General features: G+C 39.7%; 18 protein-coding genes and 2 pseudogenes. 9 read left to right on the top strand and 11 right to left on the bottom strand.

Annotation, left to right across the window (positions count from 1 at the left end; genetic code table 11):
• Positions 1 to 65 precede the first annotated feature (65 nt).
• Positions 66 to 1,538, bottom strand: a complete 1,473-nt coding sequence (gene gtfA, locus L655_RS0114355) for a sucrose phosphorylase (RefSeq protein ID WP_024605392.1) — start codon at positions 1,536 to 1,538, stop codon at positions 66 to 68.
• A gap of 176 nt (positions 1,539 to 1,714) precedes the next feature.
• Between gtfA and L655_RS0114350 the strand changes: the two genes are divergently transcribed.
• From L655_RS0114350 to L655_RS0114340, 3 genes are all read left to right on the top strand, one after another.
• Positions 1,715 to 2,941, top strand: coding sequence for an MFS transporter (locus tag L655_RS0114350; RefSeq protein WP_024597775.1), 1,227 nt, complete (start codon positions 1,715 to 1,717; stop codon positions 2,939 to 2,941).
• 171 nt (positions 2,942 to 3,112) lie between these two features.
• Positions 3,113 to 5,497, top strand: coding sequence for a TonB-dependent receptor (locus tag L655_RS0114345; protein WP_024605391.1), 2,385 nt, complete (start codon positions 3,113 to 3,115; stop codon positions 5,495 to 5,497).
• A 111-nt stretch (positions 5,498 to 5,608) separates the two neighbouring features.
• Positions 5,609 to 6,559 (top strand): carbohydrate kinase, encoded by a 951-nt coding sequence (locus L655_RS0114340; protein WP_024605390.1) that lies wholly within the window; start codon positions 5,609 to 5,611, stop codon positions 6,557 to 6,559.
• A gap of 44 nt (positions 6,560 to 6,603) precedes the next feature.
• On the opposite strand, the gene L655_RS0114335 is transcribed toward L655_RS0114340, so the two are convergent.
• The 4 genes from L655_RS0114335 to L655_RS0114320 form a co-directional block, all read right to left on the bottom strand.
• Positions 6,604 to 7,056, bottom strand: a complete 453-nt coding sequence (locus L655_RS0114335; protein WP_024605389.1) for a hypothetical protein — start codon at positions 7,054 to 7,056, stop codon at positions 6,604 to 6,606.
• Between the two features lie 157 nt (positions 7,057 to 7,213).
• Complete coding sequence (locus tag L655_RS0114330; protein ID WP_024605388.1) at positions 7,214 to 7,594, bottom strand: STAS/SEC14 domain-containing protein; 381 nt, start codon at positions 7,592 to 7,594, stop codon at positions 7,214 to 7,216.
• Positions 7,595 to 7,692: 98 nt separating this feature from the next.
• Positions 7,693 to 8,385, bottom strand: coding sequence for a cupin domain-containing protein (locus L655_RS0114325; protein WP_024605387.1), 693 nt, complete (start codon positions 8,383 to 8,385; stop codon positions 7,693 to 7,695).
• 41 nt (positions 8,386 to 8,426) lie between these two features.
• Positions 8,427 to 9,047, bottom strand: coding sequence for a glutathione S-transferase (locus tag L655_RS0114320; RefSeq protein WP_024597780.1), 621 nt, complete (start codon positions 9,045 to 9,047; stop codon positions 8,427 to 8,429).
• A 390-nt stretch (positions 9,048 to 9,437) separates the two neighbouring features.
• Here L655_RS0114320 and L655_RS0114315 point away from each other — a divergent pair, with 390 nt between their 5' ends.
• The gene (locus L655_RS0114315) at positions 9,438 to 9,956 is read left to right on the top strand and encodes a TetR/AcrR family transcriptional regulator (protein WP_024597781.1); all 519 of its coding nucleotides are present in this window, start codon (positions 9,438 to 9,440) and stop codon (positions 9,954 to 9,956) included.
• Positions 9,957 to 10,044: 88 nt separating this feature from the next.
• Here the strand turns inward: L655_RS0114315 and L655_RS0114310 are convergent, their stop codons facing one another.
• From L655_RS0114310 to L655_RS0114290, 5 genes are all read right to left on the bottom strand, one after another.
• On the bottom strand, positions 10,045 to 11,514 hold the full coding sequence (locus L655_RS0114310) for a carbon starvation CstA family protein (protein ID WP_024605386.1): 1,470 nt from the start codon (positions 11,512 to 11,514) through the stop codon (positions 10,045 to 10,047).
• A gap of 259 nt (positions 11,515 to 11,773) precedes the next feature.
• Positions 11,774 to 12,691: a carbohydrate kinase gene (locus tag L655_RS0114305; protein WP_024595733.1), complete on the bottom strand. Its 918-nt coding sequence runs from the start codon at positions 12,689 to 12,691 to the stop codon at positions 11,774 to 11,776.
• Positions 12,692 to 12,693: 2 nt separating this feature from the next.
• The gene (locus L655_RS0114300) at positions 12,694 to 14,217 is read right to left on the bottom strand and encodes a mannitol dehydrogenase family protein (protein WP_024605385.1); all 1,524 of its coding nucleotides are present in this window, start codon (positions 14,215 to 14,217) and stop codon (positions 12,694 to 12,696) included.
• 60 nt (positions 14,218 to 14,277) lie between these two features.
• A complete protein-coding gene (locus L655_RS0114295) occupies positions 14,278 to 15,999 on the bottom strand; it encodes a membrane protein (protein WP_024605384.1) in 1,722 nt (573 codons plus the stop codon).
• Positions 16,000 to 16,209: 210 nt separating this feature from the next.
• The gene (locus tag L655_RS0114290; RefSeq protein WP_024591940.1) at positions 16,210 to 16,884 is read right to left on the bottom strand and encodes an HAD family hydrolase; all 675 of its coding nucleotides are present in this window, start codon (positions 16,882 to 16,884) and stop codon (positions 16,210 to 16,212) included.
• A gap of 486 nt (positions 16,885 to 17,370) precedes the next feature.
• On the opposite strand from L655_RS0114290, the pseudogene L655_RS1000000126695 reads away from it, so the two are divergent.
• Positions 17,371 to 18,843, top strand: a pseudogene (locus tag L655_RS1000000126695) (catalase).
• 98 nt (positions 18,844 to 18,941) lie between these two features.
• A pseudogene (locus L655_RS01000000125655) lies at positions 18,942 to 19,419 on the top strand (ankyrin repeat domain-containing protein).
• Positions 19,420 to 19,475: 56 nt separating this feature from the next.
• Here the strand turns inward: L655_RS01000000125655 and yddG are convergent.
• Positions 19,476 to 20,396, bottom strand: coding sequence for an aromatic amino acid DMT transporter YddG (gene yddG, locus L655_RS0114275; RefSeq protein ID WP_024605383.1), 921 nt, complete (start codon positions 20,394 to 20,396; stop codon positions 19,476 to 19,478).
• Between the two features lie 445 nt (positions 20,397 to 20,841).
• Here yddG and L655_RS0114270 point away from each other — a divergent pair, with 445 nt between their 5' ends.
• The 3 genes from L655_RS0114270 to L655_RS0114260 all read left to right on the top strand — a co-directional run.
• Positions 20,842 to 21,495, top strand: a complete 654-nt coding sequence (locus tag L655_RS0114270) for a TetR/AcrR family transcriptional regulator (RefSeq protein ID WP_004334664.1) — start codon at positions 20,842 to 20,844, stop codon at positions 21,493 to 21,495.
• A gap of 3 nt (positions 21,496 to 21,498) precedes the next feature.
• A complete protein-coding gene (locus L655_RS0114265) occupies positions 21,499 to 21,981 on the top strand; it encodes a putative 4-hydroxy-4-methyl-2-oxoglutarate aldolase (protein ID WP_024605382.1) in 483 nt (160 codons plus the stop codon).
• A gap of 409 nt (positions 21,982 to 22,390) precedes the next feature.
• The coding region (locus L655_RS0114260) for an amidase family protein (RefSeq protein WP_024605381.1) at positions 22,391 to 22,794 on the top strand (404 nt) is incomplete at its 3' end.

The following is a 22,794-nucleotide window of genomic DNA, read 5'->3' as shown; positions in this document are numbered from 1 at the left end:
AAAAAGCCAAGCTTAAGTAGCTTGGCTTTTGTTTTACATGGCGTTTATAAATTACTTTTACAGCATTAAGCTAAAAATGAATTTAAGTTAATCGTTGTTTCTTCATCACCGTTTAGCTGCGTAATCAGTGCATGGCGTAATTTAAAATCAACAGTAAGTGAAATAGTTTGCTCACCTAGTTGCCACGATAAACAACACATACTGCCTTCACCTTGGGCACTAAATTCACCTGCAAACGCGGGGTGTGAATTGCGAATTTTAATTAATTCAATTAAACCTTTTACTACAGGCTTATTCAAGGCTTTGTCGATTATATTTGCATCTAAATATGGGCGGTTAATATCACGGCCAACATTTGTATTAGCTAATAGATCCATGTCGTTTTCGCAGGCAAATAAGCCGCCGTAATATACTTGTGGTACACCTGGAGCAAAAAATTGAATTGCACGCGACAGTAAGTAATCAAAGTCTTTAGCGCCTAATGCGTTGTAGTACGTACAGTTAACTTGATATAAGTCGACATTACTCGCCGCAGCGCCCGTAGCTTGGCGGCTTTGGTTGTTACTGTTGGCGTGCATTGTTTCTACTAGGTTATCAATCTGCTGTGCATTTAATAGCCCTGGCTTGTCGCCCATTGGACCTGCGTCAATAATGCCAATACCGTCGTGTGTATCAAGTACGGTTAAGCAATTGCGTGGCGAAATTTGTAACCATTTGAGCAGTGCATCTACATCGTTGTTAAATAAGCTGTGTAAAATAAGTGGTGGTAACGCAAAGTCGTAAACCATATTTACACGTTTTGCCACTTCTACCTGAGTTTGATAATGGCTATGTATTTCTGCAATGGTTTCCATGCCTAAATCGTTTGCTTGCTTAGATAAGTTATCTAGGTAACCAAATGTTTCATCAAGCATAAAGCAATTAGTGCCCGCTTGCTTAATGGCGTAGCCCGCCGCATCTAAACGAATAATATTTACATTGTTAGCCGAAAATTTAGTAAGTACGTTATTTAAATACGCAACACCGGCTTCTGCTTTTACGTTTATATCGATTTGATTGTCGGTAAAAGTGGTCCAAAAATCATACGTTTGGCCGTCGCCACAATGCATTGGCGTAAAACAGCTACCTGGGCGTGGGCGGTAAATTGCTTTTTGCTCAGCTTCGCTCATACCATTTGGAAATACATCTTCTTTGGTTAAAAATAAATCCCAAAATTCTGATTGCTTACCTTTAGCTAATACATCTTGAAACTGAAAAGACTGCGCCGATACATGGTTAACAATTAGGTCTGCCATTAAGTCGAGATCTTTACCTAATACTTGTATGTCTTCCCAAGTACCTATTCTAGAATCAACTTCACTATGATCAATAGGGTCAAAGCCAGCATCGCTGCCATCAATAGGATTGTAAAATGGCAATAAGTGCACACCACCAAATACGCCTTTTAAAGGGCCGTTTAAAAGTGTAGTTAGCGCGCCTATATTTTGGCCAGTGATTCGATCAGCGTATGTGATCAATTGAACTTTATTCTTCATCATTGTGTGATTACCATGTTGAAACTTAATCGATTAAGATATATCTTTAACTAGCGAGTAAGAATTTACAAGTAATTTTTAATAATTTTACATACAAATTTCGTGGCTCACGTAATACTACAGTAAGCAACTGACTGACTTACGAAGTGTTAATAGAGAATTTAACGAGGAATAAACACATGACAAAATCACACACACACGTAAGCAGCGACCCACTGCAACAAATACGCTGGCTTACATACATGATGTTTTTTATGTTTGCCATGACCTCTGACGCAGTCGGCATGATAATCCCCGAACTTATAAAAGATTTCGGTTTGAGCATGACTCAAGCTAGTGCATTTCATTACGCTCCCATGGCATTAATAGCCTTTAGTGGCTTATTTTTAGGCTTTTTAGCTGACAGCCTTGGCCGTAAGAAAACCATTATGCTAGGTCTATTAATATTTTCTGCGAGTTGTTTTTTATTTGCATTTAGCACCAGTTTTACTTTCTTTTTAGTATTGCTTTGCTGCATAGGCTTGGCCATTGGTTTATTTAAAACCGGCGCACTGGCATTGCTTGGCGATATTTCGCATAGTAACGACGACCACACTAAAACCATGAACAAGGTTGAGGGCTTTTTTGGCATTGGCGCTATTGTAGGCCCTGCCCTAGTTGGTGTTTTATTAGTGCAAAACGTAAGTTGGACATACCTGTATATTACTGCGGGCGTAATGTGTTTAATTCTTGCTTTATTAGCATGGCGCGCAGACTACCCTGACGTAGTAAAAACAACTGAAAAGCCAGCCTCTTTGGCCACCACCCTAAAAATGGTAAAAAACCCCTATGCACTTGGCTTTTCTTTGGCTATTGCACTTTATGTAGCGACTGAAGTGGCTATTTATGTATGGATGCCAACGCTATTAAAGGACTACACAGGCTCTTGGCCGCTCCTTGCAACTTATGCACTTACTATATTTTTTATACTACGTGCTGCAGGTCGTTTTATTGCCGTATGGTTACTAAACCGTTATAGCTGGCAAGGTGTTATGGCTTATTTAAGCTTAGGTATTGCGCTTTGTTATGTGGGCACACTTATTGGGGGGGTTGATTGGGCTGTAGGGTTATTACCTCTTTCAGGTTTATTTATGTCTATGGTTTATCCAACTTTAAACTCTAAAGGTATATCGTGTTTTCCTGCTGAGCGCCATGGAGCCGTAGCCGGCGTTATATTATTTTTCACCGCATTATCAGCTGCTTTAGCTCCTTTATTTATGGGTATGATCAGCGATTACTTTGGCCATGTGCGCTATGGCTTTTACTTAGCAACAGGGTTTGCCGTGATTTTATTTGTAGCTATGTTGTTCAATTATTTACGCGACCCATCAATGAGTGCTTTACAAGAAAGTAACCCAACAGCTTAATAAACTTGTATCTCAATACAATAAAAAACACTTTTAAAATCAACATATGAATAATAAAAGAGCAAATTAAACACAAAATGATTTGCTTATTGTAAAATATTTGTTATTTTTACTTAATCGATTAAGTAAAAATAACAAATCCTATTGGGATCAACACAACGAGGCGTTCACATGACAACACACCACACACCTTTATATTTAATCAGTGCTTTGGCACTTGCTGTAAGCCAAGGCGTTCATGCACAAGATGAGCAAGAAACCAAAGTCCAAGCCAACAAGGGCCTTGAAACAATTGTTGTTACCGGTGTACCTCGCCGAACAACCATTATGGCGTCGAGTTCATCAGTAAGCAGTTTATCGCTTGAACAAGTAGAGGTGTCTACACCTCGCTCAACGGCTGAAGCATTTAGAATTATTCCGGGTGTTCGCGCCGAATCAACTGGCGGCGAAGGTAACGCTAACATTGCTGTTCGTGGTTTACCTGTAGCATCGGGTGGCGCTAAGTTTTTACAACTACAAGAAGATGGCCTTCCTGTTATGCAGTTTGGTGATGTTGCCTTTGGTAATTCTGATATTTTTATGCGATTAGATAATACGGTGCAGACTATCGAATCGATTCGTGGTGGCTCAGCATCTACTGCAGCAAGTAATGCACCTGGTGGCATTATTAACTTTATCTCTAAAAATGGCGAAAACGAATCTGGCAGTGTATCTACAACACTTGGCTTAGATTACGACAACGTTCGTACAGACTTTGAATACGGCACTTACTTAACCGATAGCGTGCGTTTTCATGTTGGTGGCTTTGTTCGACAAGGCGAAGGCCCGCGCGAAACAGGTTACACGTCTAATAAAGGTGGCCAAATAAAAGCTAACCTTACAAAAGATTTTGACAACGGTTACGTTCGCCTTTATTACAAACACTTAGATGATAAGAGTGTTGGCTACCTTCCTATGCCAATGTACTCAAATGGTGACTCTATTGCTGGCTTTGATGCGCAATCAGACACACCTCACTCAGCGTTATTTACTAAAACAGCACGCTTAAATGGTGAAAACCAAATCAGTAGCGGCGATATCCGCGATGGTATGAATCCAAAGGTTGATTCTGTTGGTTTTGAAGCTGTATTTGATTTAGATAACGATTGGCGTATCGAAAACCGTTTTCGTAAATCATCAATAAGCGGCAACTTTAATTCACCTTTCACAGAACAAGTAGGTAGTGCAACATCAATAGCAGAAAGCATTGGTGGCGCAGGTGCAACCTTGAGTAACGCGAACACCGGTGAAGCGTTTAACGATGGTTTAGCAATGAAGATGGTGACATTTGATGTCACAATGAATGACTTTGGATCTATAGTTAATGACTTTAAATTAACTAAATCGTTCGACGATGATACCAGTCTTACATTTGGTTACTATGCATCTACGCAAAACATTGCGATGTCGTGGTTATGGAACTCTTACGTAATGGAGCTCAAGGGTGACAATGCTGCATTATTAAATGTAACAGGTGCCGATGGCACTGAGTTATCTGAAAACGGTTTATACGCTTACAGTGCATTTGGTAACTGCTGCCAACGTGATTACGATACGGAATACGATACACGCGCCCCTTACGTAGCATTTTCTACTAAGCTAGGTGATGTCAGTATTGATGCTAGTGCTCGCTACGATAGCGGTGAAGCTCGCGGAACATACGCAGGTGCAGTGACTTCAACAGTAGATATGAACCGCGACGGTGAAATATCAATCCCTGAGCAAAACGTTGCAGGTATTGATACTGCAAACGCAAGTCCAGTAAATTATGACTGGAACTATTCTTCTTATTCAATTGGTGCTAATTATCAAATTGACCCAAGCCTTGCTACGTTTGCACGTATTAGTAAAGGTGGTCGTGCAAATGCTGACCGTCTTTTATTTGGTAAAGTACGCGCCGACGGCTCTGTTGCAAAAGAAGACGCTGTTGATGAAGTAAACCAGTTTGAGTTTGGTGTTAAGAAGCGCTTTGATTCGTTATCAGTATTTGCTACTGCGTTTTTTGCCGAAACTGAAGAGCAAAACTTTGAAGCAACATCACAAACATTTTTTGACCGTGAATACGAAGCAAAAGGGATTGAAATAGAATCTACTTACTTTATTGATGCATGGGATTTTCGCGGTAATTTAACCTGGACCGATGCAGAAATAGCAAAAGATGCGCTTAACCCAGATGTTGTAGGTAATACGCCACGTCGTCAAGCCGATTTAATTTACTCATTAATGGCACGTTACAACTATGAAAAAGGCGCTGCAGGGGTAAGTTTCATTGGTACTACCGATGCGTACGCTCAAGATAATAACGACTTGCAATTTGACGGCTACACACAGGTAAATGGCTTTGTAAGCTATGATTTATCTGAAAACCTTAATATTGCGCTTAATGTAAACAACCTATTTGATACAGTAGGTATTACAGAAGCAGAAGAAGGCTCAGTACCTGAAAACAACATTATTCGTGCCCGTGCTATTAACGGCCGCACAACGTCGGTAACTTTAAAATACGCTTTTAACTAAATGTGTATTGCGCTGCGGTGAGTAGTCACTGTAGCGCCTTTTAAAGTATGAATAATTAACACCCTTCACGTTTTTTAGCCTAGCCTTGCTAGGCTTTTTAGGATATTCCAAATGACCAAACTTCTGTGCTTAGGCGAGCTATTAATTGATATGCTGCCACAAGATGCGAATAACTCTGCCTATTTACCTATACCAGGTGGCGCACCNCCTGCCAATGTAGCTGTTGGCTATGCAAAACTCGGAGGTGAAGCTGCATTTTGTGGTGGTAGAGGGGACGATCATTTTGCCAATCAATTAAGTAATGCATTAGCGCAATACAATGTAAATACAGACTATTTATTTACCATTGCAGGTTCACAAACCGCTATGGTTATAGTAAGCCTTGATGAAACCGGCGAGCGTAGTTTTGGCTTTTATCGCCATAACACAGCCGATGTACTATTAACCCAGGCGCATTTAGTGCGTATAAATTGGCAAGAAATAAGTACACTACACTTTTGCTCAAACACATTGACCGAATCAGCAATTGCAAGCACAACGGTTAAAGCGCTAGAACTTGCAAAAGCGAATAATAAGCTCGTCAGTTTTGATGTAAATTTACGCTACAGCTTGTGGGAAAATACAAACGATATAGCAAGCAATGTAAAAGCTTGTTACACCTATTGTGACATAGTAAAACTCTCGCGTGATGAGCTTAATTTTTTAGCTCAGCATAGCGATACAACGAGCGATGATTACATTCAAGCGCTATTAAATACCGGAGTAAAACTGGTGTTTTTAACCGATGGGCCAGAGCCTGCCAAGGTTTACCACAGCGCATTTACACTTAACGAATCGGCACCAAAAATAAACGCCGTAGATACAACAAGCGCGGGCGATGCATTTATAGCGGGGGTTTTATACTACTTAAATAACTTGGGAAGTGATTTACCACTAGCAGATAAACTAAATGATAAAGCGAGCGTAAAAGACGCCCTGCACTTTGCTCTTAAATGTGGCTCTAAAGCGTGTTTAGCTAAAGGGGCATTTCCGGCATTACCTGTACTGGCTGATGTAATTTAAACGATTAAAGCCCCATATTACAGGGCTTTAAATTAGAGTTATATCTATTGCTTTATAAAGGTGACACCTTTGGGTATTTCATCTTGGGGTAACCGAGTAGAGTGCATTTGCGATAACAACCATTTATCGCCCACTTTTGATACAACAACGCTTTCTAACCAATAAATATCAATACTTCTTTGAGTGTTTTTAATATTGGCTTTATTCCAGTAATTAATAAATGTAACATCACCCACTACACGCGAATTTATAACACTAAAATAATTAGTTCTTATAAAGTCAGAAGGCTTAACTACATTTATAAAGTCATTAATAGTCCACACTTCACCGTGTTCTAAAAGTAGAAATGAATCATCAACGGCTACACGCATTTGCGAGTGATCAACGTTAGAAACAGCTAAAAAAAGATCGCTAACCGGCGTGAATATGTTGTTATCTTTTGCATGTATTGATGTAGAAAATATCAGGAATGTAATAAAGGTAAGTACTTGTTTCATTGTTTTTATAATATGTAATTTGCTCAATAATAATGAGTGTATTTTAATAGAGCAGTATTAACAATTGAAATAAAGCGAATGTAACTACTTAATAACGTTACCCATAGAGCAAAAAAGCACTCTATAAGAGTGCTTTAATTTAAGTTTTTAAACCAGGCTATTCGTCTAGCCAATCTATGGCTGCGGTAGCATTTTCAAAGTATTGAACCTCACCCGATATAAACCAGTTACCTATTTTTGCCATTCGAGCTTGCCACTCTTTATTACCGTAAATAGCTACTTTTTTAAATTCTTTAGAGTGCTTAACACCTAACTTTAAGTCATCCCACGCTGCGCGTACTTCCCAACCTTCAAGTTCGCTACCATCTATTAAGGCGTTCACGACTGGATGCTTAACTTCGCCAAGAGCTGAATTTATCATTGGGGTAATTATTTTGTAGTCGTCGTGAGTAAGCGTACCAACGGCTTTAAGTTTTAAAAAAAACTCTCTTCCTGCACGTTCAAGACCAATCGATAAACCATGTGTTGTGTGTACCATTACTGCTCTCCTTAAATAGGCTGAGCGGTAAAAGTACACCTTCTAAAATTAATTAGTCCTGAACTAAATCAATAAATAATCTCAAATAAACGACTGATTTACGCATTTTGTACGCGAGATATCTGGTTTTCTACATCAGTTAAATGGCCCGTTTTAAGCCATACTTTTGCGCCATTACTTCCCGCCTTAACGTTAATGGAGCTATTAATAGGCACTCTTAACCAACTGTTTTTTACAAAGGTATCGGCTTGCTCATCAAATGAACCTTCAAGTACTAGCAGTTCTGCTCCACCTTTTGCGTTTATAACCATGCTGGCGTTGGGCTTAAAGTGCAGCAAGCTTACCTCTTCAAAGTCGTCTTTGTACAAAGGAGTTACAGCTACATTTTTAAAACCAGGGTGCGCCGTACTTTGCATCAAGTCCGTTTGTAAACGCACGTGGGTTCTATCATCAGGCTGAAACTGCCATAACTTTACAAATATAACGCAGCCATTTTCAGACCCCGGTTTGTGCTTTGATTGCGGTGGGTTACGGATATAAGAACCTGTCGGAAAGTCACCATGCTCATCTTGAAATACCCCTTCAAGTACAACAAACTCCTCACCGCCGGTGTGTACATGCGGCGAAAATTCACTGCCTGGTGCATAACGAACAATGGTCGTGGCGCGAGCAACTTCGTCGCCCACACGGTCCAGTGCTCGTCTATCAACGCCCGCCATTGGCGATGCAACCCACGGGAGCGTTTCGCTGTGTACAACAACTCGTTTACTAAAATCGGCAGCAATTTTCATATTTGGCTCCTAACCGTAACTCCACTTAAACTTTAAACTAATTACGCCGCAACACTTGGGCGTTTTGCTACTTTTTCTTGCCATGCTAATAAATGAGTTAACTCATTCGGGATTGCTATTTGTGCAAATCCAGCAAATACCAGCCCAGCATACAATGTAATATCAGCAATACTAAACTGCTCACCAGCAACAAACGCCGACTGCGCTAGTACATCATTAAAATAGCTAAACCCTTGGCGTGCTTTTTCACCTTGTTTTTCACCCCAAGCCACATTTTGATACGTTTCAAGCTCTGGACCTAAGCCATCAGTTGCATGATGAAAGTAAGTTGCCACAGCGTCAAGCACCATAGACTCTGCACGCTTTTGCATCATGTTAATTACTGCTCGCTCTTTTGCGGTTTCACCCATTAATGACGGGCCTTCAAATGCGGTATCAATATACTCAGTAATAGCGGTACTTTCTGATATAAACGTGCCGTCATCTAGCTCTAATACGGGCACACCTGCTAGTGGATTCTTAGCTAAGAAGGCTTCTGTTCTGTGCTCACCATTTAATAAATCAACAGGTACAAACTCAACATTTGAAGTGGCATTTTTTTCAGCTAAAGCGATACGAACACGAAGTGGATTTGGAAAGTTTTCTACATCATAAATTTTCATGGCAATCTCTATCTTTATTGTTTAAAAGTGAATTAGTGGCAGAAACCTACCTACCGATAGGTAATTTATAATATTAAACTAAATTTAAGTCAACGTTTAAATTTTTCTGATGTATAGGATTTAACTTAATTTATTGTAAAATTAGGGGGTTGCTTAAAAATAAAATCGCTTGTAAATAACTACCTACTGGTCGATAATTTTACTATACCAATTGCATTAAATAAGTGATTTATTATTGCGCTAGGAAAATAGCGCAATAACGAGGCGAAAATCATGACATCTAGTTATTCTGTATGAATAATTTTTAACGCAGTTAGTGTGTTATTTAATGCGATACAATGATCATGTTTTTAATAAAACTGGTGTTACTGCAGATAGGAAATATTAAAAATGAGTAAAAAAGAAGCTTTATTAAAAGCAGCTGAAAACAAGGTACGCCTTGGCGGGTACAGCAATTTTAGTTTTAGAGAGCTTGCCAGCGAAGTTGGAATTAAAAGCGCCAGTGTGCACTATCACTTTCCGACTAAGGCCGATTTAGGTGCAGAGCTTGCTCATCAATATACAAATTCTTTTTTAGCTGCGTTAGGCGAGCCAAGCGAGCTTAAAGCCAGCGGTAAAAATCCTATTGATGTGTACACTCAGCTTTTTAGAAGTGCTTTAGTTACCGACCGAAAAATGTGTTTATGTGGGTTACTAGGAGCCGAAAGCGATAGCCTTCCAGATAAAGTACGCCTTGAAGTAAAACGCTTTTTTAATCAAAACCTAACATGGCTTAGCGCTGCGCACCTAGCTAATGGTGAGCTTAACCCTACTAAAGCGGCTATTCAAACAGTGAGCTTGCTTGAGGGCGCTATGATGATAAGCAAAACGCTCGACGATAACAGTTACTTTGAACTTGCAACTCAGTAATACCTAAATTTAGTGCACAAAAAAAAGCGAGCTATTCATTATGAATAGCTCGCTTTTTTAATGCTTGAAATAACTTATGTGATTATTATTAAACCGCTGTTGGTTTAACTTTATGCTTAGAGTGCACAATTGCTAAAACAATTAAGCCAATCACTGTCACTACAGCGCCAATAGGTTTACCTAAATCGCTTGATAAGTTAAGACCAATTGCTGCAGTGCCAATATAAGAAACCGTTACCGCTGTTGCTATAACAGCAGGAACACTCGCAATCCAGTGGAATGCTCCACGGTCAAACAAGTACTTAGTGGCAAGCCATAATACGCTTGTAGAAAGCAGCATGTTTGAAAATGCAAAGTAGCGCCAAATTAACGAGAAATCGAGTTTCGTCATAAAGTATGCAATAGCAAGTATAGGTACCGCTACCAATAAGCGGTTACGTAAACTTTGCGGAATATTAAACGCATCAACAACGGTTAAACGTAGTGAGCGGAACGCTGTATCACCAGAAGTAATTGGGAATACGGCTACTGCAATAATTGCCATTATACCGCCAAATACACCTAAGTAACTGTTAGCTACATGGTTTACAACTAAACCTGGACCACCTTGATCAAGCAATGCTTTTAAGCCAGCGTAACCATCTGGGAACGCTGCAATACCTGCAAGTGCCCATACACAACCAACAATACCTTCACACATCATAGCGCCGTAATAAACTGGGCGTACGTATTTTTCGTTAGTTAAACAGCGCGCAATAATTGGCGCTTGAGTAGAGTGAAAACCACTAATAGCACCACAGGTAATTGTTATAAATAGCAATGGCCACGTTGGTAACCCATCTGGGTTTGGTTCTAAAAAGTCATGTGCGTGGTCAGCTTCAAAGTAAGCTAAAAAGTCACTTGGAACAGGCAAGTGCGGCGCATTAATAAGTAATGAAATAGCAATTGCCACTGTCATTACAATCATTAGCGCACCAAAAATTGGGTAAAACTTTGTTATTATTTTATCAATTGGTAGCAAGGTAGCTAAAAAGTAATACGCTAAAATAGCAAGTACCCAAAAGGTGTTATTTGCCAGTATTGTACCTTCAAAAAAATCAAGGTTACTTAACAAACCTGCAGGGCTCATAATAAATACTACACCTACAAAAAACAGTAGCATGGCAGTAAATATAAGCATAAAGCCTTTAAATACCACATTGTAATAATGGCCTGCGATTTCTGGTAAGCTTTTACCATCTTCTTTTATACTCATTACACCTGAGAAGAAGTCGTGTACAGCACCACCTAAAACATTACCAAGTACAATCCATACCAATGCAACAGGTCCGTATAAAGCACCTAAAATTGGGCCAAATATTGGACCTACGCCAGCAATGTTTAAAAACTGAATTAAAAATGCTCTTACAGGGTGAATAGCTACGTAATCAACACCTTCGCTAAAGCGTTTTTGTGGTGTGTCAGCAGTTGAATCCAAACCGGCTTGTTTTTCAACAAATGGGCTGTAAAACTTATAGCCCAGTATTAAAATAGTGAGGCAGATAAAAAAGATGATCATAAAGCACGTTTCTCTTTTTGTATTTTAGTTATAGAGCGCATTGTGTGTCGCCCCGCCTTTTCAATCCGTGAATAATCGACGAACGATAACAAAGCTTTAACCCTCAAACAATAAGACGTTTAGCTAATACAATAATCGATATAAGCCACTATTTACGCAACCTGCGCACTTAACACTCACTTATCGCCTATGTCTTATTTTAGGCACAAAAAAAGCGGTTAAACTTTTACGTATAACCGCTTTCACACACAATGTTTTTTTAAAGTGGGTTCATAAACTCACTAATTTGTTGATGCGTTAAAGTAGGTGTTGCACCAGAACTTTCGGCGACCATTGCTCCAACGGCACATGCAAAGTCAACGGCATATTGCGCGTCGTCGTTGCTACAAAGCTGATATATTAACGAACCTAAAAACGAATCCCCTGCGCCAACAGTGTCAATTACGCTAATTAAATAACCTGAATTATAAAAATTCTCGCCTTTGATTGTTAATAAAGCACCGTGGCTACCTTTGGTTACACATAAGTAATCGGTATTTGTTTGCTGTGCTATAAACGCTAAATTTTGTTCAAGCGAATGAAACTTACAACCCATCGCTTTTGCAATTTCGTATAGCTCTTCATCGTTTAACTTAATAAAGTCTGCTTTATTCATTAAATCTACAAGTGTTTCTAGCTTGTAATGCGGTGCACGTAGATTTACGTCAAATACTTTAAAGTTTGCTACATCAACTAGTTGATTTAATGTTGCTAAAGACGCTTCGCTTCGCCCAATTAGGCTGCCAAATACAAATACATCGCTACTTTTAACTTTACTAAGTAACTCATCGGTAAGCGCTATATTATCCCACGCAGAGTCTGCCACTATTTCATAACTTGCAGAGCCACCACTGTCGAGCGTTACCTCAACCGTGCTAGTTTTTTTGTCACTATTAATAGCAATGTATTCGCAGCTTACGCCTTTGCTAGTAATTTCGCCTAGTAGCTCAGCGCCTAACTCGTCGTTACCAACAGCGCTGATCATGTCGGCTTTAATGCCAAGTGAGTTAATACGCACACACATGTTAAGTGGCGCGCCACCTAAGCGTTTACCTGAATCAAAACAATCCCACAGTACTTCGCCAAAACAGCTAACACTTACGTTTTCGCCTGATTTATGATTAATTAAAATGCTCATAATTAGTTACTCTTTTGATCAAGTACAGCCTGCATAATGGCTTTAATTTTACTATTAGGTGCATACAACGCAGCAATCGACTTTTTATATTCAGCAGTAAACGTTTCGTTATGCTCAAGCTTACCAAACAAGCTCGTTAACTTTAAAAATGCAATCGGGCTAGTTTGAGTCTCTTGCGCGTAAGAATTAAGCTCTTTGTGCATAGCATCTTGAATTTCAAGTTGCTCGCCGTTTTCACTTAAACCTTTATCGCTGTACAAACACCAAGTAGCAATAACAAGCGTTGCCAGTGATACATCTCGACCTTGTACTAGGTTTTCGTTAATTGTGGCAATTAAAAACTTAGGCAGTTTAGCTGAGCTTTCACTACAGATACGCGCTAGGCTGTCTTTAATATTAGGATTAGCAAAACGCTCTATTAACGTATCTTTGTAGCTTTCAAGGTCAATGCCTTCAAGTGGTTCAAGGTTTGGGGTTACTTCTTTATCCATAAAAGCACGTAGGTATGTGGCAAATAATTCATCCGATACCGTTTCGTCAATAGTGCCGTAGCCATGGATTGAACCTAATAAACCAAGTACAGAATGCCCTGCATTAAGTAAACGTATTTTCATGGTTTCATAAGGCGTTACATCAGTAACAAACTGAGCACCAACAACATCCCAATTTGGACGAGAGTCACTAAATGTGTCCTCTATTACCCATTGTGTAAACGACTCACAGGTAATTGGCCACTCGTCGCTAACACCATATGCATCAACCACGTAATCAATATCACTCTTTTTAGATACCGGTGTAATACGGTCAACCATCGCATTTGGAAACGATACGTTTTGCTCAATCCACTCACTTAGGTCTTTGTCTTGCTCTGTAGCAAAGGCTAAAAGCATTTTGCGTGTTACGTTACCGTTGTGCTGAATGTTATCGCACGACTGTACTGTAAACGCGCCTAGGCCTTGCTCTTTACGAAGTTTTAACGCAGCAGTAATGTAACCAAACGCTGTAATTGGGTAGTTTGGGTTATTAATGTCGTTAATAATATCTGGATTACTGTAATCAAACTCGCCCGTTGCAGGGTTAAAGTTGTAACCGCCTTCAGTAATAGTAAGCGACACAATTTTAGTATCGCTGTGCGCTAGCTTATTAATTACCGCTTGTTTGTCCTCTGGAGCAAACAAAAAGTCGATCATTGAGCCAATTACTTTGTTATCTATTGTACCGTCTGGGTGTCTAACAGTAAGCGTGTAAAGGTAATCTTGCTGCTTTAAAATATCACGCAGACCACGGTTACCCTCTAACAGGCCAACACCACATATGCCCCACTGCTCAGAGCCTGGGGTTTTTAAAAGCTCGTTAACATATACCGCTTGGTGAGCACGATGAAAACCGCCCACGCCAATATGTACAATTCCCGCTTTAACAGCGCTACGGTCGTAACTTGGTGTGTCAACATGGCTTGGTAATTGAGCCAAGCTCTGTTGGTTTAGCCCTGTAACAAGAGCGTTTGTGTGTTGATGTTGCGTCATGGTGCGACCTTACTAAACAAAAATAAAATATAAATTACGATACTGTATTACGATAAGTAATTACGATGCTGTATTGAGTACTTTATGGCGTTTTAACGACCAGTACGCAGTAACAAAATAAATAACAGTACAAATAAAACAGGCAATTTCGAACTGCGACTTATTAGCGCTGTACATCACCATAGTGTCACTGAAAAACATCACTTGGCTGGCAAATATAAAAATAATCACCAATGAAATAGTCGATATGCCATTAAGAACTTTGGTAAATGTAGAGCTATCGATTACTGGCTTTGGAATGTCTTTAGCTTGTGCTGTTTGATATTCTTTAATATCACGTTGCTCTTGCTCTTCTGCAGCAATTTCTTGCGTGTAATCTTCATCGGCACCGTATTTTTTAGCTAAAAGCGTGTAAATAACGATAGTGAAAATCCAGGTAGGAATAAACAAGTAGTAAAACGACATTACATCAATTGCGTTTAAGCCAAAACCGAACACAAGTGCAAGTGCCCATGAGGCAATAGCAGGGATACTGCGGGTAATATTTTTATATTTAGCCCAGTAACGTGTTAAGCCAATTTTAGGAAATAACACATGCTCAGCAAACACAATACCGCCCACAGGCACAACTAATAAGCCGGCGTAAGTAAGTAGCGGTAGCATTTGTGAAAATACAAACGGGAAACACGCAATAATCACGGTTACAACACCTACAATAGCGGTTGTACGCTCACGTGACTGATTTACAAATATAGATTGTGCAGCAAGACCTGCGCGGTAAAGGTTTGCGTTAGCTGTAGTCCAGCCCGCTATAATTACAATAACAAATCCAGTCCAACCTAATGCATGGTATGCAACATCGCCCGGATCAAGTGATGAAATAGTTGTTTTAAGTAATACCGCAACACCTGCGCCCATAATACCGGCAGAGATCCACGCTAAGTAATGACCAAAAAACATGCCCACGCCAGAAAACAAGCCATAGCTTTTGCGTTTAGCAAATCTAAAAATAGCCATGTCGATTAAACCAAAGTGAGTAATTGAGTTAGCAGCCCATGCAAAGCCAATCACTTCTAATAGGCCAATGCCTTTTTCACCATCGGCATTGGTGCCCGTCCATATGGAGGAGTCGCCTATGGTCATAAAGTCGCTAAAGCTAGTTAAATAGGTAGAACCTAATACGTGATTTGAAAGCTCAGGGAATAACGCGAACGAACCTGCAATAAATATAACAAATAGCCACGGCGCGCACAGTTTCGAAAAGTCAGCAACCGTAGAAAAGCCATACATCGCAACAAACACAACAATAGAGCCAACAGCTAAAACAATGGCTACAAACCAAAAGCTATTTGGATACCAATCAAGTTGCGCAGGTATATCAAACAAAAACCGCACGGCGGTGGAGGATACCGTGATCATAGCGGCCGATATAACACTAAAAATAACCACGTTAGCCCAGTTATAGAGCTTGGTCATAGAGTTACCAGCAATTTTGTTTAAGTAGTTATATAAACTTAAGCGGGTTTCTACTGCAATGGGTGCAGTAATTAGCCACCAAGAACACATTGCTAACAGGTTACCTATTAATAAACCCAATAGAATGTCGATGGTTGAAGCGCCTAATGCAACAAACGTTGCGCCAATAACAAATTCAGTAGCCGCAACATGTTCGCCGGCATATAGCCCTGCAAAATGTTTCCAGCCGTGAAGCTTATTATTAGCAACAGGAAGTTGCTCTTCGTTTACATCTTTAAATGTTTGTGTGTGTGGACTCGTTGCCATGGTATTTCCTATTGTTAACAGCAAAGTACTTAATACCTAAATACTTCGCCTTTTATAATTTGGCTTATAAACGCATGATGTTTTGCCATGTTTTGTTTTATTTTTAGTAAAGCAAAACCATCTACATTTATATTTTGCGTTTGCTTGCCTGTCAGTGTGTAAGGCGAGTAAATCGCGTTTAAAACTTGGTGTATTTAAAAAGCTGCGTGTTTACTGCTTTTTAAGTGCAGGGTATGCACTAAAAAAATCTTGCCAATGCGTTAAATGATCAACATTTGGGTAAGCACTGTGTACATGATTAACAGAGCCTTGCATATGTTGCCCACCGCTGTAATGCAGTACTTGCATGTTGGCGTCAATTCCTGCATTTACGCCGGCTTTACTGTCTTCAATCACTAAACAATGCTCTGGCTTTACACCCATTTGTTTAGCTGCATGTAAAAATAAATCGGGTGCTGGTTTGCCACGCTTAACTTCGCTGCTGGTAAAAACCGTATCGCTAAAGTACTTACTTAAACTCACTACGCTCAACGCTTTTGCGGTGCGTGCTGGGCTGCTGCTAGTAGCTATACAAATAGGCACAGCTAAATTGTTAAGTACGTCTTTTATACCGTCAGTCGTGGTTAGCCCTGTTTCAAATTCGTTTAACAGTGCTTCGCGGTAGTCACCTTCAAAGCTTTCAGGAAGAGTGACATTAAATGCATCCGCTATTTTTTGGCTTACTGTTTTAAAATTGCAGCCTAAAAAGTGTTGCTGTACATAAGCACGGTCAATATCAACGCCTTTTTCAACAAGCATATTAATGAGTACTTGTGCGCTTAAAATTTCGCTATCAATAACAACGCCATCACAATCAAATATCACTAGCTCAATGTTAGTATTCATCTTGTCACCTTATTAAAACTGTTTGGTTTAGCTAATTTAAGTATAACGAGTTAAGCGCGATTAATATTGTGCAGCTTTTTAGTGCAACTCAATAATGAGCATAAGCCCACCGATTGAGCATACTCCCTTTATTGAATTGATATGTCAACACGTTGTAAGTATAAAACGCACCAGCTTGGTGAAAATACACGCAATTAAAATTAAAAACCTCTGTATTTAATCAATTTTATTAATATGCATATCGACTAAGGTCGTAGTAAAAAAATTACATTAATGTAAAAAGTGTATCTGCAAATTCATCTCATCTGTTTTACAAATCACATCAATCTAATTAATCAGTTTTACCGAAGTTAATAAAATTAATACTATCGTTAACAGATTAACAGCCTGCACCACTGCCGGCACTTTTAAATAGATGAGGTCGACAATGAATACTCAAATAAAATAAACAAAACAAAATTAACACTAACTGCACTGGCACTTGCAATGGCATTACCGGCAAGCGCAGCAACAACTCTTACTAAAGATAACGGCGCAGCTGTTGGCGAAAACCAAAATTCAATTACTGCTGGCGAACGTGGCAGTGTATTACTAGAAGACGTGCAACTAATTCAAAAACTGCAACGCTTTGCACGTGAGCGTATTCCTGAGCGTGTTGTGCATGCTCGTGGTACCGGCGCACACGGTGTGTTTGTAGCATCAAAAGAGCTAGACGATTTAACAATTGCAGCACCGTTTGCACAAGCTGGTAAAGAAACAGACGTATTTGTTCGTTTTTCATCGGTAATTCACTCAAAAGGCAGCCCAGAAACACTGCGTGACCCACGTGGCTTTGCAACTAAGTTTTACACAGACCAAGGTAACTGGGATTTAGTAGGTAACAACTTACCGGTGTTCTTTATTCGCGATGCGATTAAATTTCCAGACATGGTTCACTCTTTAAAACCATCTCCGGTTGATAATATTCAAGATCCTAACCGCGTATTTGACTTTTTCTCGCACGAACTAGGTTCTACACAAATGCTAACGTGGGTTTACAGCGACTACGGTACACCAGCAAGTCTTCGTAAAATGGACGGTTGGGGTGTACATGCATACAAAATGATTAACAAATCGGGCGATGTTAAATACGTTAAGTTTCATTGGGTAAGCCAACAAGGTATTGATAACCTTGACGCAAAAGAAGTAGCTAAAGTGCAAAGCCAAGACTTCCAACACTTAACACGCGACCTTTACAGCGAAATTGGCAAAGGCAATTTCCCTAAATGGGATCTGTACATTAAAACGCTTGATCCATCGCAGCTTGATGACTTTGATTACAACCCGTTAGATGCAACATAAATGTGGTTAGACATTAAAGAAACTAAAGTAGGAACAATGACCCTAAACCGTATGCCAACTAACTTCTTCCAATCTACGGAACAAGTAGCAATGGCACCGGCAAACATTATTCCAGGTATTGAGCCATCAGAAGACAGACTATTACAAGGTCGTATGTTTTCTTACGCTGATACACAAATGTACCGCCTAGGTGCTAACCACCAGCAACTGCCAATTAACCGTGCAAAAGTTGAAGTGGTTAACTACAACCAAGACGGCGCAATGAATATTGGTAACACTACAAGCAATGTGAACTACCAGCCAAGCCAAGAAAACGTAGCTGAAAACCCAATTGCACGTAGAAGTAACACAGAGCTAAAAGGCTTTGTACAACAAGCTGCGATTAAAAAGCAGCAAAACTTCGCGCAAGCAGATGTTATATACCGTGGTTTTAGCAAGCAAGAACGTACAAACCTAATTAATAACCTAGCAGGCGATTTAGGCAAAGTGCAAAACAGCAGTGTTAAACACAAAATGCTTAGCCACTTTTACAAAGCTGATAGTGAGTACGGTACACGCTTAACTAAAGCTGTAAACGGCGACCTTAAAATGGTTAAACAACTAGCCGCTAACTTATAAGCAACTAGTTAAAAGCAATTAGTCCCAACTAAATAGCTATTTAAACCACAATCATGAGGAAGGAATAAACCCTTCCTCTTTTATAAGAGACAATTGTTATGCGTAATTTATTAATTATAGTCGCTCTATTTCTGAGCTTTACCAGTAGCGTTTACGCTCAAAATACATCAGATACACAAACACCCAGTACGCAATCTGAAACCCAACATTCTGCAAAAACTCAATACGATAGTTTATTTGCTTATTACTTTGCCGCAGCACGCACAAACGACACAGCTGTAATAGAGCAATTTGTAGATGCCGGTATTCCTATCGACAGCTACAACAATAAAGGCTACACCGCGTTAATGATTGCTACTTACCATGGTAATAAAAACACGGTTAACACACTTTTACACTTAGGCGCTAATGGCCGCTATTTTTAGAGGTGAATTTAGTATAGCTAAAACACTCGTATCACTTGATTGCGACAACGCGCATCAAAACAAAGCCGGTCAAACAGCAGAGCAATTTGCACAAACATTTGGTCAACAAAAAGTTATAGAGTTACTAGCGCAGGTAAATAATGCAAAATAATCTGCACGCAACAAAAAGCCCTAAAATAATAGGGCTTATTTTTAATAAAATTAGTCTTATGTTGCAGACGCTATTTGAGGTTGTTTAGGCTTTTCTCGCGTTACAAAGTAGCAAATTAGCGAGCCCACTGTTACCAGTACAACCCCCTGCCAAAACGAAGCACTCAGCTTAATAGATAAATACAACGCCGAAATAATAGTAGAAAACACCGGTGTAAAGTACGAAAGTGTTCCCAAAAGCATTAAGTTACCGCCAATAATAGCTTGATTCCACAGTGCATAACCGCTCCCCACTACTACACCAGCTAATAGCAACGTTATGCTTGAGCTGAGTGAAAACGTTAATGGTGCTTCATTACTAAAACCATATTGCGCCCACAAACTCATTGCCGTGACAGTAAAAAATAACGTAATAGCATTTTTACCATTACTCAGCTTTTGCGTAACTACGCAATAAATAGCCCATATAAACGCTGCAGCTAATGCCATTAAATAAGTAGCAGGATTATCAGCAAAGTTAGTAACAAGCGTATCGACCGACATTTTTTGATCGCCCGTAATACACCAAGCAACGCCTAAAAAAGCAATGATCATGCTTGGGTAAACCCAGTAACTTACTTTTTTACGACCAATAATAATAGAGAGCAATATAGTCAGCGTGGGCCATAAATAATTAATAACCGCCATTTCCATTGCCTGATGACGGCTGTTTGCCATACCAATAGAAAGCGCCAAGCAAATTTCGTACGATACAAATAATAAAGTACCTATTACCAAGTAACGTTTCGAAAAACCACTAAACTTGGGCACTCCCATAACCAAAATTAAAAATATCGCACTGACAGAATACATAGCCGCCGCACCACCAATGGGGCTAAACAACTCAGAAATATCTCGTAGTAATGCAACTAAGCAACTCCACAGTAATATGGCCGCGACTCCATAAAGCGTGTATTTATTTTTGCTTAAAAACTCCATATTAAACCTAAAGTACTACTCGTAAATTTGAAACTAAACTAACAGTAATTATTTAATTAAACAATAAGGGTCTGTTGATCTTTCAAGGTTAAATTTGCAGCAGTCTGTTTGGTATTTAGGCAAGGCAGAGCCTATATAGTGTGGTTATTCCCCATTAATGGGCGATAACGTAGCATTAATGCCAAACAGGCGCTGCCCAAAGGGTTCTTCCTAGGGGCTACTTACTCTTTGTTGCTCGGTTTTTACTTAGCCCACTAGGTTACAAATCTCGCGCCGCGATTAAATAGCCCCTAGTTTGAACAAATTTTAATCCGCAAAGTTCAACAGACCCTAAAGTTAATAGCTTAAACCTCTCGTTTGTTTTTAGCATTCACCCTTTTTAGTAATTGACCTTTTGGTCAGTAAAGCTACAATCAATCAATACGTTAAACACGCAAACTTTATAATGACCACACAAATAAAGCCAAATAAAAAAGAAGTCACACGCGAGAAAAACCAAAAACTAATTTTAGATGCCGCCGAGCAATTGTTTTCGCAATTAGGTTACGACGGAGCAAGTATGAGCATGGTTGCTAAAGAAGCGCAGGTGCCAAAAGCTAATATTTTGTATTACTTTAAAAGTAAGGATGGTCTGTACGAGTCTGTGATTGACCGCATAATAGCTAATTGGAACTTAGGGCTCGATAACGTCACAATTAACGACGATCCAGCTACCGTGCTTTATAACTATATTAAAAGCAAAGTAATACTGGCCGTAAATCAGCCAATGCAATCTCGCTTATTTGCCAGTGAAATACTGCGCGGTGCACCCTATTTACAAAACTACTTTAGAACCAATACCCGCCCTTGGGTTAAACAAAAGGTTGATGTACTTCAAGCATGGATGGACGCTGATAAAATGGATAAGGTTGATCCCTACCATTTGCTCTTTACTATTTGGTCTACCACGCAATATTACGCCGACTTTCAGGCTGAGGTTTTACTCGTAATGAACAAATTAGAGTACGACGAAACCGATGTGGCACAAATTACGCAATCAATTGCCCACATAATTTTAAAAGGTATTGGTCTTAAAATACCTGAGCAAAGTGAGACTTAACCCATGACATCCTTTACTACACCCGATTTATTTGACGATCATCGCGATAACGTGCAAGTAGCAGACAGCGGCCTTTATCACTTTGGTAAAAAAACCACGTTTTATGGCAAAGTAGTTACCGTTACCTGCCCAGAAGACAACTCTTTTGCCGCCGATATATTGCATGAAAATGGTGAAGGTAAAGTATTGGTTATAAACGGGTTTGCGAGCAAACGCTTTGCGTTTATAGGCGATATTATGGCTGAGCGTGCCCTAAATAATGGCTGGGAAGGCGTAATAATAAATGGCTGTTGCCGAGATATAGTAATACTTGCCACGATGAACTTACCTGTAATGGCGCTAGGCTCTACACCGCGTAGTACCTTAAAGCGCGGCTTTGGTGATAAAAACCAAGCTGTTACCATGCTTAGCACTACTATTGAACCTAACGATTGGGTTTACGCCGATATTAACGGTTTAATCATCAGTAAAACGCCCCTTATTTAGCACTCAAAACCATATAAATAGAGACCAACTTGGTGCATCTGCGCACCAAGTTGGTTTGTTTTAGCTCATTTTAATTTCACTATTTCTACAGCCCACATTTACAAATCTCATACAACCCAACAAAACCTGACCAGTTGGACAGGATTTTAATTTATGGCATTCCTCTTGCTTAGTCTAAGCACTATAAAATCAAAACTACCGATTAAAAAGCGGAGCCTTAGCAATTGCATTAAATTAGTGATCTATTATAACGCGAAGAAAATGACGCAGTGAGTGCGCTATTTAATCCGATAAAATGATCATGTTTTTAATAAAATTGGTATTCATAATAATAATAACCAGCCCGCTTTTTAATCACTCTTAACTTAATAAGTAAGTACTTGGTCAGTTTTATAATAATGAGCTGCAAATGAGTGATAAAAAAAACAACAAAGGTATATTTTGCAATCACGGTCCTACCCTGTGGCAAACAAACCACTCTGGAGTGCTTGCAAACAATCGCTTAGCTGTAAAAGATGTATTTGCAGTAAAGGGCGAGCGTAACAGCGCAGGCAACCCACACTGGTTTAAAACAGCTAAACCGGCTCAAAATACGGCAAGCTCGGTTAATAAGCTCATGACCGCTGGTTGTAACTTTATAGGCTTTACCCATACTGACGAGCTGGCTTATAGCTTAGAGGGTAATAATATACATTATGGCGTTGCGCAAAATCCTAAATTAAAAGGGCATGCTTGCGGTGGTTCGAGTATGGGGTCTGCTGCTGCAGTTGCTGCTAACTTAGCTGATATTGGCTTAGGCACCGACACCGGCGG

It is taken from the genome of Pseudoalteromonas sp. TAE79 (assembly GCF_000498015.1).
Classification (GTDB): Bacteria; Pseudomonadota; Gammaproteobacteria; order Enterobacterales; family Alteromonadaceae; genus Pseudoalteromonas.
This window is presented reverse-complemented; position numbering and strand designations above follow the sequence as displayed.

Excerpts from the sequence above, each read along its gene's own strand:
- gtfA (WP_024605392.1), bottom strand. The coding sequence starts at position 1,538 with ATGATGAAGAATAAAGTTCAATTGATCACATACGCTGATCGAATCACT.
- L655_RS0114350 (WP_024597775.1), top strand. The coding sequence starts at position 1,715 with ATGACAAAATCACACACACACGTAAGCAGCGACCCACTGCAACAAATA.
- L655_RS0114345 (WP_024605391.1), top strand. The coding sequence starts at position 3,113 with ATGACAACACACCACACACCTTTATATTTAATCAGTGCTTTGGCACTT.
- L655_RS0114335 (WP_024605389.1), bottom strand. The coding sequence starts at position 7,056 with ATGAAACAAGTACTTACCTTTATTACATTCCTGATATTTTCTACATCA.
- L655_RS0114330 (WP_024605388.1), bottom strand. The coding sequence starts at position 7,594 with ATGGTACACACAACACATGGTTTATCGATTGGTCTTGAACGTGCAGGA.
- L655_RS0114325 (WP_024605387.1), bottom strand. The coding sequence starts at position 8,385 with ATGAAAATTGCTGCCGATTTTAGTAAACGAGTTGTTGTACACAGCGAA.
- L655_RS0114320 (WP_024597780.1), bottom strand. The coding sequence starts at position 9,047 with ATGAAAATTTATGATGTAGAAAACTTTCCAAATCCACTTCGTGTTCGT.
- L655_RS0114315 (WP_024597781.1), top strand. The coding sequence starts at position 9,438 with ATGAGTAAAAAAGAAGCTTTATTAAAAGCAGCTGAAAACAAGGTACGC.
- L655_RS0114310 (WP_024605386.1), bottom strand. The coding sequence starts at position 11,514 with ATGATCATCTTTTTTATCTGCCTCACTATTTTAATACTGGGCTATAAG.
- L655_RS0114305 (WP_024595733.1), bottom strand. The coding sequence starts at position 12,691 with ATGAGCATTTTAATTAATCATAAATCAGGCGAAAACGTAAGTGTTAGC.
- L655_RS0114300 (WP_024605385.1), bottom strand. The coding sequence starts at position 14,217 with ATGACGCAACATCAACACACAAACGCTCTTGTTACAGGGCTAAACCAA.
- L655_RS0114295 (WP_024605384.1), bottom strand. The coding sequence starts at position 15,999 with ATGGCAACGAGTCCACACACACAAACATTTAAAGATGTAAACGAAGAG.
- L655_RS0114290 (WP_024591940.1), bottom strand. The coding sequence starts at position 16,884 with ATGAATACTAACATTGAGCTAGTGATATTTGATTGTGATGGCGTTGTT.
- yddG (WP_024605383.1), bottom strand. The coding sequence starts at position 20,396 with ATGGAGTTTTTAAGCAAAAATAAATACACGCTTTATGGAGTCGCGGCC.
- L655_RS0114270 (WP_004334664.1), top strand. The coding sequence starts at position 20,842 with ATGACCACACAAATAAAGCCAAATAAAAAAGAAGTCACACGCGAGAAA.
- L655_RS0114265 (WP_024605382.1), top strand. The coding sequence starts at position 21,499 with ATGACATCCTTTACTACACCCGATTTATTTGACGATCATCGCGATAAC.